Genomic DNA, 14,322 nt, shown 5'->3' with positions numbered 1-14,322 from the left:
TTCCGGAAGGTCCGTTCCGGGGCGGCGTATCGGGTCAGAAGCTGCTTTGTTCGGATTTTTTATTGTATCCGATTCCGATGATTCTCGGTGGAATCATCACGGAATAGACCTCGACATTTTCCATGCCCTCGAAAAGAACTTCGCGATAACATTGTGGGCTGAAACGGTAATAATCGCCCGGCCAGTTGTGAATGTCGAGGGTGGAGGTTCCCAGTGTTAGGAAATGAAACTTGTTGATCAGGAAGCGTCTGATCTTCGTCTTCAGCGCCGGAAGCCTCACATTGTCCAATATGTCATAGCCGGGCGAGGCGATGGCGATCAGCGCGCCGTTTTTCGCAATGCGCTTGATTTCGGAGATGGTTTTCCAAAAGAACTTGTCATGCTCAATGACTGAGTTTGTGATGATCGTGTCGAAGTAACTGTCGCTGAACTGCGGCATGTCGTTCGCGTTTGCCTTGACTATGTTGTATCGTTTTTCATCTGACGTCGCGCCGAAGATATAACTTTCGCCGCCGTCGAGATTGACGCCAACGCGCTCGGCGCAGTTGTCGAATGCTTTCAGATTCAGGAGGCTGTCGGAGGTCGGCACGGCGCCTATCTCCAGAACGCGTTCTCCGACATTCCGGCCAGACAGAATTTTTTCAAATTCTGCAAACATTTGCGGTGTCATACTTTCCCCTTGGATTACCCCTGATAATATTTCCCGTTAAAGAGAGCGATGCGGGAATGCAATCTTCGTCCAGCGCGCCGCAATCGCTTCTCTTGCGCAATCATTGTGCCGCAGCTGTGTAGAATTGGCGCCTGAATGGTGTATAAGTTATTGATTTTCTGAATATTATTATTTTATTGAGGTGGAAGGGGCGAGTATCCGACGTTAAAAAGAAGCCGCGAAAGGCTTGCGCGAATTTATCTGCCCTCGAAAGCCGCCATGCAGGCGTGGAGAGGGAAATCAGGGAGTGGCGGCTCGGCGAAGTCGATAGCTCGGTGCTGGATTTCGCCCCGGCGATGCGCGACAATAAAGCTGGCGTTTGGGGAGGCTTTTTAATGATCCGGTTTTGCAGTTTAGCGCGGTTCGGCGCAGTGCTGAGCGCGCTGGTCGTGCTGCTCCTTGGCGCCGGTCTACAAAGTTGCGGACGCGCGCATGCGCAGGAAGCGCAGTTGCAGGCCGGCCTCTGGTATCCCGTCAGCTATAATATCGAGGATTATTACATCAACCTCTTTCAGCTTGGCGACAACAATTGGGGCGTCAACAGCCAAAGGCTCAGCAACGAAGAGCTTTTGGCCGGGGGCTATATCAGCCCCGAAGGCTATCCGCAGAAAATGCCGGAGAACGACCGCCTCTATTATGGCGGTTTTCTTCAGGGGGAAAACTGGGATGGCAAATGGCTTATTCTCTGGGGCCCGGCGGCGTGCGCTGAGTTCAAAATCAATGACGGGCCCGGCGACGAGGTTTCCGTCTCGCCGGGACGGCTCGCCTTCACGCGGGATTATGAGAAAAATCCGAGGCTCGGTTTCAGGGTGACGATAACGCGCCTCGACTGTCCGCTGACCGAGCTTGCTTATATCCGCGCCGAAAACGAGGACGCTTATAAGGCGGGCGAAATCTGGAATCCGCGCCTTAAACCCTATCTCGCCGATTACGACATGCTGCGCATGATGGACCCTATGGCGGGCGGCACGGCGACCGTCACGCATCCCGACCAACTGGCGAAACCGGGCTCGCTTTTCTGGGGACGGGCCGGATGGCCGCCTTCTGGAACGGCGAAACCGCTGCAGCAATCCATGCCGCTGGAAGCCGTCATCGACGCCGGGATCGCTTACGACAACGCGCTGTGGCTGAACGCGCCGCTGATGCTGGGCGCGCCGCAATCCTTCTGGGACCTGCGGCCAGAAAGCGGCGACGGGCAGGAGTGGAATCAGGCGTTTTTCGCCATGGTGCAGGACAACGCCGAAACGATCCTCGACAGTCCGGCCTGGGACGCTTACGCCGACGCGCTGATCGCCGCGATGGCGAGCGAGGGCTATCCGCAAAACCGCCCGCTTTACATCGCGCCCGGCAACGAGGTCTGGAACTGGTCCAGACAATATTGGCTGGGCTCCCATTACGCCCATGAACTGGCGAAAGGTCTTCCCGAAATCGGCGACAATCTCCGCCATGGCTATGGCGTGCTCGTCGCCCGCCTGAAAATGGCCATCGACGGGGCGCAAGCCCGCGCCGGAACGGATTTCGACATCACCGTGATTTTCGAGGGCCAGACCGGGGCGGGTACGACAAAGGCGTCGCTTGAAGCCGCCAAAGCGTGGCTCGAATCGAAAGGCGAAAACTGGGACGATTACGCGCCGGGATTCGGCTCTTCCGTCGCGTCATACTGGTACGCCGACTGGTGGGGGCCGATGCTGACGGACGCGGAGCGCAGGACATATTGGCAGGTTTCCAAGAAAGAGCGGGAAGCTTTAAAAGGTCTTGCCAGGGAACGCTGGCGGGAAAGCATTGCGAGCGATCCGGAAGGAACGGCTGAACGCGTCGCCGATTTTATCCTGAACGGACCGGCGTCGGGGTTCGGCCTCACGCTTGCCTACCATCTCGCAACGCTTCGCACGCTTGTTGACGTGAGCGAAGGCCAGTACGGCGTGCGCTTTGTCGGCTTCTATGAAGGCGGGTCGCATTTCGGCAGGCCCGACTGGATGGACAAGGACTGGTACGAGACCTTCCTCTGGGGCGAACAGGGCGGGCGGCTGAATTACGAAATCAATGTCGCGCTGGCCAAGGCGTTCCCGAGCGTCATGCTGTCGAACTACATCCTCGCCGGAGTGGTCGGAAACCACCCCTTCTCCGAAGGCCCGCTCGGGGCGGACAACCCTTATGCGGTGAGCTGGGGGAAGATTAAGGAAGCGGTGAGGGGACAGTAAGCCCCGGCCCAGGGCCCCGGAATGGCGGGGCGCGGGGGCTTGTCCGGCCTTGAAAAGCCCCCACGAGGTCCGCAAACGGCCCATCGCAGGGGCTTTTCAAGGCCGTAAAATGGGGGCGGACCCCATTTCCCCAGCCAGCCGCCTTGACGGGGCTGCGAAAAAGTATACCTAGGGCCAATCTTCCGGAATTTTCGAAGATCGAGAGCGCGAACCCCGCGCACGAGAAACTGTGTCCCGAAGGCGGCTTGGAATGGCGAAAAGCAAAAAATCCGGCGGCGACGCCTCAGTAATCGAAGGCAAAGCGGCCGAAGTCACGAAAAAGAAAAAACGCACCAGTCCGTTCGAGTTCATTCAGCAGGTGCGTAACGAAGCTGCGAAAGTTACTTGGACGACGCGCAATGAAACGGTGATCTCGACAATCATGGTGCTGATCATGGTGGCGATCATGTCGATCTTTTTCTTCGGCGTGGATCAGGGACTGCGCTTTGTCGTCTGCCACGTTCTCCCGATCGATTGCGTCGGGTCGAGCAATTAAGAATTCAAGAACGGAAACCGTCATGGCCAGCAACTGGTATATCGTTCACGCCTATTCGAATTTCGAAAAGAAAGTCGCCGAGTCCATCCTGGCCTCCGCGAAAGAGAAGGGACTCGATCCTCTCATCGAGGAAGTTTTCGTTCCGACTGAAGAAGTCACGGAAGTGCGCCGGGGCCGCAAGATCAATACGGAGCGTCGTTTCTTTCCGGGCTATGTGCTCGTCAAGATGACGCTCAATGACGAGACCTATCACCTGATCAAGGACACGCCGAAAGTCACCGGCTTTCTCGGCTCGGGGAACAAGCCGATGCCGGTCCCGCAAAAAGAAGTGGACCGTATTCGCGGCGTTATCGAGGAGGGGGAAAGCCGTCCGCGCTCGACCATCACCTTCGAGATCGGCGAAACCGTGCGCGTCACCGACGGGCCGTTCGCTTCTTTCTCCGGCATTGTCGAGGAGGTCGACGAGGACACCGAGCGCGTCAAGGTCGCTGTGTCGATCTTCGGGCGCGCGACGCCGGTGGAGCTCGAATTTACGCAGGTTGAAAAGGGCGCTTAACGCGCTTCTATAAGCCTCGCCGCATTCGTTTTCAGGCGGCGCAGGATCGCGAGATCAAACCAGAAGTTCACCGGGTCGAAACGCGGGCGCAGGCCTTTGCAGGCGTCTTGCGTATAGATTTCCGAGACGGCTTCCGGCATAGCCCGGACGCCTTCTTCTTTCAGAATTCGATAAAGAATTTTTTTCTGAAAATGCCGTTCGGAATAGCGCAGCAACCGGCGGGCGTAGAGTCCGGCGTCGCGCAGGCTCGCCTGCAGGGACTCGAATTCGAAGGTCGCGTCTTCGGCGATGACGATCCGGCGCTTATGGCTGTCGTCTTTCCCGCCCTTCAAATCCGTCAGCAGAAGATAAGACAAAAGCCCGTCCTCGCCTTTGGCGCCGAAAGGCAGCCTGATGCGTTTTTCACGGAAAAGGGCGAGCGCATCGCCGGAAAGCGCGTAAAGATTGCCGCTGAGATAATGATTGGCGATGAGGCTGCGCGCCCACGCGCGCCGGCTGCGTCCTGAGGCGGGCAAGGCCGCGGCGGCGTAGCTTTCCGGCGAAGCGGCGAGGGCTTTGGCAAGCGCTGTCAGCGCGTCCGGACTGGCTGCAATATCGCCGTCGATGAAGACATGCGCGCCGGCGCGCGCCGGCGCAATCCGATGAACATATTCGTTCCAGGCGTTCACCTTATCGCCGACAGGCAGGTCGTGGACGCGTATTCGCGGATCGGCCGCGCCGAGCGTGCGCGCCGTCAGCCCGGTATTGTCGGCGGACCCGTTGACCAGAATATGGACTTCATCCGTCTCGCCGAGCCCGGCGCGCACGAGCGAGCCGACGCATTGCGGCAAAAGCCGTTCTTCATTTCTGGCGAAAATGCATGTTGAAAGCATGGGTCCCGCATCCGTAAGGCGCTTCCAGCCATGCTCAGCAAGATGCATTCCAGCGGAAATTAACCTTCGCGGGCGTTGTCCTCCGGCGGCTCGGGATGCTTTGCCGGATCGGTGTCTTCGAAGGTTTCATGAAAGCGCGGCGGCGACCGGTGCGCGGCGAGGCGCACCATTTTGTCAAACCAGCGCCAGCGCCGGCGCATGGCGAGGATGAGCGGGCGCGCGGCCGGATTGGCGGCGGCGATCATGATAAGACCGAGCACGATAAGGACAACGCCCAGGGGCAGGGGAGATATGGCGGCGATGACGCCATAGATCACCAGGATGGCCCCGGTCAGGGTCGTTGCGGCTCTTGCGAGCATCTTGAAGCGCTCCGTTTCGAGAGAAGGCCGGCGGGCAAGTCCGGAACTTTATGCCGATCCTTGAGGAAACGCCACGTTCCGCGCGGGCGCCTAACGGACGGCGCTAGAGCGTCAGCCGCCGCTCATGGAAAAAGGCGTAGTCTTCCGCGCACGCCTTCGCGACCTCTTCAAGCTCCGGGCTCAGCGTCAGCGCGCGTTCCTCATAGGGCTTGAAGCCGGTCGAGGCGCGCACTGCGTCATACCAGTGGTCGGCCCAGACGCCGTCGCTCGCGCGCGGGCCGGCTTCCCATGACAGCATCTCCTCCATGAAGGGCATGTCCAGCGCGGCGCAGAGCGCGCGCAACATAGCGCCCGGCGCTTTCAGGATGTCGCCAGCGTCGATGACGGGGGCGGGCGATTGTTTATAGAGGCGGCGCTGAACGCGGTAGCTGTCGATGATCGGCCGGACGTCGTCATATTTGTTCTTGTAAGAAGCGACCATGGCGCGCGGGTCGCGGATCAGGTGAAGAACCTTCGCGCCTTTGAGCCAGCCGAAATCCGAAATATCGGCGAAATGAAAGGCGATGTGTTTTTCGAACACATAGGCCGGGCCGGCAGCCGGGGAGCATAGGTCTTCGACCACATCCGCCCAGTCCGTCGGCATGCTCGCCATGATCTCGGCGCGCATCGGATGATCCGCGCCGCTTGTTTTCAGATACCAGCCATAGAAAGGCTCGTCCCGGACCTCCGTATCTGGACGGCTTTCGAAACTGCGCATCATCGTTGTGGAGATGTTGCGCGGGCCTGAGAACATGATGATCCGCATGCGGGTGGTTTATTCCTGATTGTTTTCAGCTGACTTCTTCTTGGCCAGCGCTTTCTGGACCGGCGCCGCATCGGTGTTTTGAGCGGGCTCGGCGGTGACTTTCGGCGCCTGTTTCTTCTTCGGCTCGATAACGTAAGGTTCCGGTTCGGCGCCGGAATATTCGTCGATCATGCGTATGATATGGCGGGAGGAGGCGATGACTTCCTTGCCGCCGTCGCTTTTCAACCGCGTGAACTTCGCCTGATTCTCCATCGCCTGAATGGCGGCGTAAGCCTTGTTTGCGGCCGCGTGGAGATTCTCAAGGAGATCGTCGAGCTTCGGATCGTCGCCGGCGAGCTTTTTCTCCGCCACCGATCGCAACCGGACGATCTCGCTACGCACTTCCTGATAATGTTTGCGCAGCTTTCGGTCTGCAAACCATGCGCCGATAAGCGCGCCAAGCGCCATGCCGCTGACCGCCGCCGCGGCTCCGATAAGAATGAAATTCAACACCCCAAACGCCCCTTGTCCGCCAAACAACCCCAAGGGGGAAATTCTCGCATTTTATGGCCGTTTGACAAGACCGCGAGGGGGCCGGGAGGCGCCCAAACACCATTCAGCCGCCCGCATCATAGGCTTTGAGGAGCCTTTTTGGCGCCTGCTCACGCCAGACGCGCAGGAGATTCGCCTTCGCCCAGTCCATATCGAGGCGGTCCGGGCGCACAAGGACGAGTTTGTGGTTTTTATAGTGATCCGTGAAGAAAAACGTTTCCGGCTCGGCCTCGACGAGCATATCGCGCTCTTCGAAAGGGACTTTGAAGACCGGCGCGTCTTCCGTCGGGCTCCAGAAAAACCAGAGCTTGCCATGAGCTTTGAGGCAGGGCTGGCCCCAGGAGACGGCTTCCGTGACGCCGGGCAGATCGAGCGACAGCGCGAGCGCCTTCAGATCGTCATAGGCGATGCGTTTTCGTTTCGCCATCGTCAGCGCCCTTGAGAAGGTCAGTCGAAATTCACGCGCCGTCCGTCTTTGATGTCGTTCGCCACGCGTTCCTTGTAGAGGCCGCGCAGCTTTGCCACCATCGGGCCGGAAGCGGCGCCGAGCGTTCTACCGTCGATTTCCGCCACCGGCGTGAGTCCGGCGAAGGTGCCGGTGACAAAAGCTTCGTCCGCATTATAGGCGTCATGCAGCGAGAAGTTGCGTTCATGGACGGTGACGCCGGCCTCGCGCGCGGTTTCGATAATGACTTTGCGCGTGATGCCGCCAAGACAGAAATCGCCGGTGGAGGTCCAGATTTCGCCGTCTTTCACGATAAAGAAATGCGTGGAGTTGCAGGTCGCGACAAAGCCGTGCGGGTCGAGCATCAGCGCTTCGTCGGCGTCCGCTTTCGCCGCCTGAATGCACGCCATGATGCAATTCAGCTTCGAGTGGGAGTTGAGTTTCTGGTCCTGCACGTCCGGGTAGCCGCGCCGGACATGGACAGTGAAAAGACTGAGGCCGCGCGCGCCGGCGTCCGGGGAGGGCGTTTTAAATTCCGGAATGATGACGATGGTCGGCGGCGTAATGGTCGCGCGCGGGTCCTGATAAGGCGTCGCCTTGACGCCGCGGGACGTCATGAGGCGCACATGCACGCCGTCATGCGCTTCGTTCGCGTCGAGGCAGGCATAGAGCCGTTCGGCGAACTCGGTCTTGCTGAGCGGAAATTCGTAATCGAGGGTTTTTGCGCCAGCATAAAGCCGCGCCAGATGACGGTCGAGAAAAGCGATGACGCCTTTGCCGTCCGGTCCGGCGTAAACGCGCAAACCTTCCCAGACGCCGTCGCCGAGCACGAAACCGGAATCGAAAACCGAGACCTTCGCGTCGGCGCGCGGAAACAATTCGCCGTTGATGTCGATAAGGATGGAGTCGTTTCGCGGGTCGGGCGCATAAGCGTGTGTCGAATGGGTCATGGCGCCTTTATCGAACAGCACAGGTCGATCCGCAATCGGGGACGTTCAAAAGCCAGCCGGAAGCCGCGTCTCAGGCTTCATGCATTTGTTGCACAATTTATATTGTCGCAAATTATTGGAATGTGCGGAAGGGCGGATTTTAGGCGGCGGCGCCTATAGGAATCGGACCCAAAAACGTCGGGAACGCACAAACATCGCGGCGGCGAGGCTTGTGCGTTCCCGTGATGCCCAGAACCTCGTCCCCCGCCGGTCTCTCCCTTCCGGCTGGCTGGTTCTGGTAGCGGCATTCTCCCTACAATGTCGGCACATTACCCTGTAATTCAGCGTCGCTATAGGAAATATTGGCCATCTCAATATTAAACTGCAGAATTAGAAGCTTGCCAGCGGCAATGACAGCGCCTCGGAGCGCTGGCTTTGGATCTCCGTGATCAGCTGAGCCTGGTTGCCCATGAGCTGTCTCGGCGTCACGCCGATGAAGGTCCTGAATTCCTTGATGAAATGGGATTGGTCATAATAGCCGTCGCCGGCGGCCGCGAGCCAGTCCGTCTCGCCGGCGCGGATCCGGTCGGCCGCACGCAAGGCGCGGTATTTGCGCTGCAGATATTTCGGCGACGCCCCGAAATAAAGTTTTGCGATCCGGTCGGTCTGACGTCGGGACACATCCATCGTGGAAAGCAGCGAATCGAGACCGAGATCGTTCGGATCGAGCAGCCAGCGCCCCAGCGCTTCCGGATATGGCGCTGTGCGACGCGCGCCTTGTTTCATTAAAATTTGAGCGAAAAACCGGTCCGCCGCGAAGGCCAGCTCGCTGAGACTGCGGGCGTTGCGCATTTCCTCGATGCTCGAACGCGCCATGCCGCCCGCGAAAGATGTGAGGTCGATGACCCGGTCCGTGGCCTCCTCGGCGCTCACGCCGCAAAGCGTCATCCATCCTTTCGGGCGCACGCCGATGCCGAAGACGCGCGTGCCCGCTTCCGCCTCCATGCAGTAAGCGCCCATGGTGGGACCGATCAGAAACGCCGAGATGATTTTCTGTTTGTCCCCGTTGGGCATGTGCAGGAACCCGCCGCCGCCAAGGACGACGCGAATATTGCCCATTTCCGCGCAAAGCGGCTGGATCGTCGGATTGTCCGTTGAGAAATAATAATAGGCGCGGACATAGTCGCGAAGATCCGCTCGCGGCATGTAATATTCCAGCGCCATCGCCTTCCCCTGCGCAATTTACACACGCATTTTACTGCGCCAATGAGCCCGTTTTGCGGCGAAAATGCGAAACGGGCCGTCAAATACTCATTGCAGCGGCGGCATCTCGTCCATCGCCTCGCTTATCGTCTCTAAATATTCCGGATGCTCGCTTGTAAGTGTCTGCATGGCCATGCCGATCCGCATTTGCGGTTTGGTCAGATCGTTTGCGCGCGCCGCCATGGCGGCGGTCAATTGCATCTTGTTCGCCTCGTTGAATTTCTCGGCGAGAATTTCAAATTCATTTGTCGCATCGGCGATGACCTGCGCCGCCGTCTGCGCGCCCGCTTCCGACTCCACCGCCTCCAACGCATCGGCGATGCGTGTGAGGTGTACGGAATAAACCTCGACGGCTTCGCTTGCGCTATCCGCGTTCTCGGCGTTGACGGTTTTTGCGTCGGCGCCGGCCTCTTCGCCGCCGCTGCAGGCGGCCGCGCCCATCGCCATCAAAACAAGCAATATTTGCTTGAAATTATTCATATTTCCCTCACCCCGGAACGCTTGAAAAACGCCTCTTCCGTTATTCAGCATTTCCCATGATCGTCAAGCCGTCATAAGCAGGCGCGACGCCCGCCGGAAGCCGGTTTTTGAGGGTTTCGTAGTCCATATGGACGTGCAGGTTAGTGAGAATACCCTTCTCGGGCCCGACGCGCGCCAGCCATTCCAGGGCGAGATCGAGATGGGCGTGGGTTTTATGGGGTTTGTATTGCAAGGCGTCGACGATCCAGCATTTTACACCAGTCAGTGTAGCAAAGCTTTCTTCGGGCAGGCCGACCACGTCGCTGGAATAGGCCATATCGCCGAAGCGAAAACCGAGAGAGTCGACATTGCCGTGAAACTGCAGGAACGCTTTTACCGGGATCGGCCCGCTCGGTCCGTCTACGGAGAATTCCTCACCGCAAGGCGGCATGTCGATTTTTTCGAGGATCGCCGGATAAAGACTGCCCGGCGGCTGTTCGAAACAATAATCGAACCGCTCCAGAAGACGGCCGGCTGTCGCGTCATCGATATAGACCGGCATGCGCCGGCGCATCTGCAGGGCGAAAACGCGCAAATCGTCGATGCCGTGCGTCTGGTCCGCGTGATCATGGGTGAACAGCACCGCATCGAGGCGCGAACAGCGCGCCGCCAGCAATTGCGCGCGCATGTCCGGCGACGCATCCACCAGAACGGAGGTCACCTTGTCATGGGCGAAACCGTGTTCCGGGTGTTCGCGCTGCACCAGGATCGAACAGCGCGTGCGGCGGTTCTTCGGTTCGTTCGGATCGCATTCGCCCCAGTCGCCCGCCCCGTCAGGTCCGCCGAAACGCGGCACGCCGCCGGAGGAGCCGGAGCCCAAGACGGTGATGCGCAACTTAGCCGTCATGAAACCTCTTGCGGCGCGCGCGCCTTTGAAAACAGGCGGAAGAAATTATCCGTAGTGACGGCGGCGATCTCCTCGACGCTCATCCCTTTTATCTCCGCCAGCTTTTCCGCCACATGAACCACATAAGCCGGCTCGTTGCGCCGTCCCCGCTTCGGGACTGGCGCGAGATAAGGACAGTCGGTCTCGATGATGATCCGCTCCAGCGGCGTCGTCTCGGCGACCGCGCGCACATCGCTTGCATTCTTGAAGGTGATGATGCCGGAAAAAGAAACGTATCCGCCGAGCCCGAGCGCCGCCTCGGCGAGCGCCGGCCCGCCCGTATAGCAATGGAGGAGGGGGACGAAGCCCCCTTCCCCATGCGCCTCTTCCAGCTTTGCGCGCATGAGGTCATCGGCGTCGCGCGTATGGATGATCAGCGGCAGCCGCGTTTTCTGCGCCGCGGCGATATGAGCCCGGAAGACGGCTTCTTGCGCCTCGCGGTCGGAATATTCGTAATAGAAATCGAGGCCGCATTCGCCGATGCCGACAACGTCGTCATCCGCCGCCATGTCGACCAGCGTCTCAGCGGAAAGATCCGCATAATCCTTTGCATGATGCGGATGCACGCCGACGCTGCGCCAGATATTCGGATCGCGCGCGGCGATTTCTTTGATCGCCTCGGTCGACGACAATTGATCGGAGATGGTCAGCATCGTTCCGACGCCCGCCTCGCGCGCGCGCGCCATGACCGCGTCGAGGTCTTCAGCGTATTTCTCCGAATGCAGATTAACGTGACTGTCGACAAACATCGGATGCGCCATCAGGCGGCCTGCGCCTTGAGCGCGGCTTTAAGGTCGAACGCCATCGCCTGAAGCAATTGCGCGCGGTCGAGATTAAGCGCTTCGCCGCGCCCCGAAAGCTGCGTCAGCGCCTGCCAGGCGTCGAGGAGCGCGCCGGCGGAAACGCCCTCGAAACCTTCCGCATTCCCTTGCATCGCCGCCATGCGCGCCGCGTCGCTGAGCCCCGTCAGCACCGTGTCGAGAAACACCGGCCAGCACCCTTCCCCGGCTTTGCCTGAAACCCCGGCGATGATTTTCGAGATGTCGCCGCCTTTTTGCGCCGCATTGAGAAACGCTTGCGCCAGGCGGATGGCGTCGGCCCCCTCGCCCGCCGCCAATGTCAGCGCATAGCCGGGCCGGCCGCGGGCGTGATCGGCGATGTTTTTCGCGTCGCCCATGCTGACGGCTTCGGAAATCAGGAACTTTTCCACAACATCATTAGACAGCGGCGGCAGATCGATGCGCCGGCAGCGCGAGCGGATGGTGGGCAGAAGCCGCCCCGGCGTCGCGGAGAGCAGCAGCAGGAGCGTTCCCGGCGGCGGCTCTTCCAGCGCTTTTAAGAGCGCGTTGGCGGCGTTGCGGTTCATATCGTCAGCGGTGTCGACAATGGCGACGCGCGCGCCGGCGCCCGACGCCGTATGGCTCAGAAACGATGTCAGCTTCCGGATGGTTTCGACCGTAATTTCAGCCTGTTGCTTGCCTTTTTTCTCGTCCCACAGCCGCTCGGCGACAAAAAGGTCGGGCTGCGCCTGGCTGGCGATCAGGCGAAAGACCCGCGCCGTTTCGGGCATGTCCAGCGTGTCGCCCGGTTCGAGCGCTTGGCGGTCAAGAACGGCCCGGGCGATGCGATAGGCGAGCGTCGCCTTGCCCGCCCCTTCAGGCCCCGCCAGGATCCAGCCATGGCTCAGCGTCCCGGCCTCAAGGGCGGCGCGCAGGCGCTTTTCCAAGGGCTCGCGGCCGATCTGGCGCGCGCGTGCGCGGGGCGGGATCAAGTCCTCTTCCATGAGATGGTGTTATTCCGTTTGAGCCGCCTATGGAAGGCGGGATCAGGCGGAAAAAAGGCCCGGCAGGCGCGCCTCCACAGCTTTGCGGAGCTGCGCGGCGACGCTTTCCTCATCGCCCCGCGCATCGACGACGAGACAGCGCTCCGGTTCGCGCCGGGCGATCTCCAGAAAGGCCTGGCGCACCTCTTCCTGATAGGCGGTTCCCTTCGATTCGAAACGCTGTTCACCGCCATGCCCGGCGTTTTTTTTGTCTCCGGCGCGATGGCCCGCGCGTTTCAGCCCCTCTTCCACCGGGATGTCGAGAATGATGGTGAGGTCCGGGCCGCGCTCGCCGACCACGAGCTTGTAAAGCGTCGAGACGGTTTCTTCGCCGAGCGATCCGGCAAGTCCCTGATAGGCCATGGTGGAGTCGGCGAAGCGGTCGGTGATGACCACCGCGCCGCGATGCAGCGCCGGGATGATGGTGCGCTCGAGATGGTCTTCGCGCGCGGCGTACATGAGGAGCGCTTCGGCGAGCGGCGACCAGCGGTCGGCGTCGCCTTCAAGAATGAGTTTGCGGATGGCCTCGGCGCCTTCCGATCCGCCTGGCTCGCGCGTCAATACGACCTCGCGGCCTTCGGCGCGCAGGATTTCGGCGAGCCGTGTAATCTGCGTTGTCTTGCCGGCGCCGTCTCCGCCCTCGAAGGAGATGAAGAGGCCGGTCCAGGCGTCGGGCGCGTCCATTTTATTGCGCGGCTTGCGCTTCAGGAAGCGCGGTTTCGTCATGGGGTTTGGCCAGAAGCTTTTTCGCGGCGAGGCCGATCTTGCCCCATATGCCCGTCTCTTTCACCGGCTGGCCCGCATAGAGCGCATATTCGCGCGCGGGCCCGGACGGTGTTTCGACGCGAAGAAAGCCAATCTGCTGGTTTTCCTTCACCGGCGCCGCCACCGGCCCCTGATAGACGATGGTCGCCTTGGCCTCGTCCATGAGCGAGCGGTGCATGATGAGTTTCACCGGCTCGCGCGCGATCAGCGGCACATGGGCGTCTTTGCCTTTGAAGACCTCGGCCGCGCCGACGATGTCGCCCGGTTCGAAGAAGGTCTTAGTAGAGAAATCGTTGAAGGCAATGCGCATCAGCCGCGCCGATTCCGTTGCGCGTTCGCGTTCCGAGGAAAGGCCGTTGACGACGACGATGCGCCGCTCGCCGTTCTGCACCGCCGAGCCGACAAGGCCATAGCCGGATTCTTCCGTATGCCCCGTTTTAAGCCCGTCCGCCCCCTCGACCATGTCGAGGATCGGATTGCGGTTCGCCTGACGGATTTTCTCCCAGGTGAATTCGCGCTCGGCGAAGAGCGCGTAATATTCGCTGTAGTCGGAAATGATCTTGCGGGTCAGGAGCGCAAGATCGCGCATGCTCATCTTCTGATCCGGCGCGGGCTTGCCGTGCGGGTTGCCGAAGGTGGAATCGTTGAGGCCCCATTCATGCGCCTTGCGGTTCATGAGCTCCACAAAGGCTTCTTCGGAGCCGGAAATGTTTTCGGCCACCACGATGCAGGCGTCGTTGCCCGACTGCACGATGATGCCGCGCAACAGATTAAGGACGGAAATCTTGTCGCCGACGCGCACCCACATGGACGAGCCTTCGCGTTCGCGCCACGCCTTTTCGCTGACGTCGAATTCATCGGTGAGCTGTAAGGAGCCGTTTTTCAGGCGCTCGAACACGATGGCGACGGTCATCAGTTTCGACATGGAGGCCGGCGCCGTCGGCGTGCGCGCATTCTTCTCGTAGAGAATTTCGCCGGTGCGATAATCCATGATGACGGCGTAATCGGCCGGGGTTGTGATCGGCTGCTGGGCGTAGGCGGCGCCGGACAGCAAGACCGCAAGGCCGGCGAGAATTTTTAAAAACTGCAAAACGCGTCTCCTTCAACAGTCTGATCCGCCGGTTG

General features: G+C 60.2%; 17 protein-coding genes. 3 read left to right on the top strand and 14 right to left on the bottom strand.

Annotated features, from left to right (window positions below):
- Positions 1–34: 34 nt before the first annotated feature.
- The gene (locus CW354_RS20740) at positions 35–670 is read right to left on the bottom strand and encodes a methyltransferase domain-containing protein (protein ID WP_104832020.1); all 636 of its coding nucleotides are present in this window, start codon (positions 668–670) and stop codon (positions 35–37) included.
- Between the two features lie 266 nt (positions 671–936).
- Between CW354_RS20740 and CW354_RS20735 the strand changes: the two genes are divergently transcribed.
- The 3 genes from CW354_RS20735 (at position 937) to nusG (ending at position 4,001) form a co-directional block, all read left to right on the top strand.
- On the top strand, positions 937–2,910 hold the full coding sequence (locus tag CW354_RS20735; protein ID WP_104832019.1) for a hypothetical protein: 1,974 nt from the start codon (positions 937–939) through the stop codon (positions 2,908–2,910).
- Between the two features lie 250 nt (positions 2,911–3,160).
- Complete coding sequence (secE, locus tag CW354_RS20730; protein ID WP_104832018.1) at positions 3,161–3,445, top strand: preprotein translocase subunit SecE; 285 nt, start codon at positions 3,161–3,163, stop codon at positions 3,443–3,445.
- 22 nt (positions 3,446–3,467) lie between these two features.
- Positions 3,468–4,001 carry a transcription termination/antitermination protein NusG gene (nusG, locus tag CW354_RS20725; protein ID WP_104832017.1) on the top strand — a complete coding sequence of 178 codons (534 nt, stop codon included), beginning with the start codon at positions 3,468–3,470 and terminating at the stop codon, positions 3,999–4,001.
- Here the strand turns inward: nusG and CW354_RS20720 are convergent.
- From CW354_RS20720 to CW354_RS20660, 13 genes are all read right to left on the bottom strand, one after another.
- A complete protein-coding gene (locus CW354_RS20720; protein WP_165793883.1) occupies positions 3,998–4,873 on the bottom strand; it encodes a glycosyltransferase family 2 protein in 876 nt (291 codons plus the stop codon). The two genes, nusG and CW354_RS20720, sit on opposite strands and share 4 nt — an antisense overlap.
- Positions 4,874–4,932: 59 nt before the next feature.
- Complete coding sequence (locus tag CW354_RS20715; protein WP_104832015.1) at positions 4,933–5,232, bottom strand: hypothetical protein; 300 nt, start codon at positions 5,230–5,232, stop codon at positions 4,933–4,935.
- A gap of 103 nt (positions 5,233–5,335) precedes the next feature.
- On the bottom strand, positions 5,336–6,037 hold the full coding sequence (locus CW354_RS20710) for a sulfotransferase-like domain-containing protein (protein ID WP_104832014.1): 702 nt from the start codon (positions 6,035–6,037) through the stop codon (positions 5,336–5,338).
- A 9-nt stretch (positions 6,038–6,046) separates the two neighbouring features.
- Positions 6,047–6,529, bottom strand: a complete 483-nt coding sequence (locus CW354_RS20705; RefSeq protein ID WP_133162406.1) for a hypothetical protein — start codon at positions 6,527–6,529, stop codon at positions 6,047–6,049.
- 103 nt (positions 6,530–6,632) lie between these two features.
- Complete coding sequence (locus tag CW354_RS20700) at positions 6,633–6,995, bottom strand: MmcQ/YjbR family DNA-binding protein (RefSeq protein WP_104832012.1); 363 nt, start codon at positions 6,993–6,995, stop codon at positions 6,633–6,635.
- Between the two features lie 20 nt (positions 6,996–7,015).
- The gene (locus tag CW354_RS20695; protein ID WP_104832392.1) at positions 7,016–7,963 is read right to left on the bottom strand and encodes an aminotransferase class IV; all 948 of its coding nucleotides are present in this window, start codon (positions 7,961–7,963) and stop codon (positions 7,016–7,018) included.
- A gap of 369 nt (positions 7,964–8,332) precedes the next feature.
- On the bottom strand, positions 8,333–9,166 hold the full coding sequence (locus CW354_RS20690; protein ID WP_104832011.1) for a helix-turn-helix domain-containing protein: 834 nt from the start codon (positions 9,164–9,166) through the stop codon (positions 8,333–8,335).
- A gap of 87 nt (positions 9,167–9,253) precedes the next feature.
- Positions 9,254–9,685, bottom strand: a complete 432-nt coding sequence (locus CW354_RS20685) for a hypothetical protein (RefSeq protein WP_104832010.1) — start codon at positions 9,683–9,685, stop codon at positions 9,254–9,256.
- A gap of 40 nt (positions 9,686–9,725) precedes the next feature.
- Complete coding sequence (locus CW354_RS20680; protein WP_104832009.1) at positions 9,726–10,571, bottom strand: MBL fold metallo-hydrolase; 846 nt, start codon at positions 10,569–10,571, stop codon at positions 9,726–9,728.
- The gene (locus CW354_RS20675) at positions 10,568–11,371 is read right to left on the bottom strand and encodes a TatD family hydrolase (protein WP_243396500.1); all 804 of its coding nucleotides are present in this window, start codon (positions 11,369–11,371) and stop codon (positions 10,568–10,570) included. Before CW354_RS20675 ends, CW354_RS20680 begins: the two co-directional genes overlap by 4 nt.
- Positions 11,371–12,393, bottom strand: a complete 1,023-nt coding sequence (locus tag CW354_RS20670) for a DNA polymerase III subunit delta' (protein WP_104832008.1) — start codon at positions 12,391–12,393, stop codon at positions 11,371–11,373. Before CW354_RS20670 ends, CW354_RS20675 begins: the two co-directional genes overlap by 1 nt.
- A 42-nt stretch (positions 12,394–12,435) precedes the next feature.
- Positions 12,436–13,116: a dTMP kinase gene (gene tmk / locus CW354_RS20665; RefSeq protein WP_104832390.1), complete on the bottom strand. Its 681-nt coding sequence runs from the start codon at positions 13,114–13,116 to the stop codon at positions 12,436–12,438.
- 1 nt (position 13,117) lies between these two features.
- Complete coding sequence (locus CW354_RS20660) at positions 13,118–14,287, bottom strand: D-alanyl-D-alanine carboxypeptidase family protein (protein ID WP_104832007.1); 1,170 nt, start codon at positions 14,285–14,287, stop codon at positions 13,118–13,120.
- Between the last annotated feature and the right edge of the window lie 35 nt (positions 14,288–14,322).

Source organism: Hyphococcus luteus, assembly GCF_002943565.1.
Lineage (GTDB): Bacteria > Pseudomonadota > Alphaproteobacteria > Caulobacterales > Parvularculaceae > Hyphococcus > Hyphococcus luteus.
The sequence above is the reverse complement of the archived record's forward strand: the minus strand, read 5'-3'. Positions and strand labels throughout refer to the sequence as shown.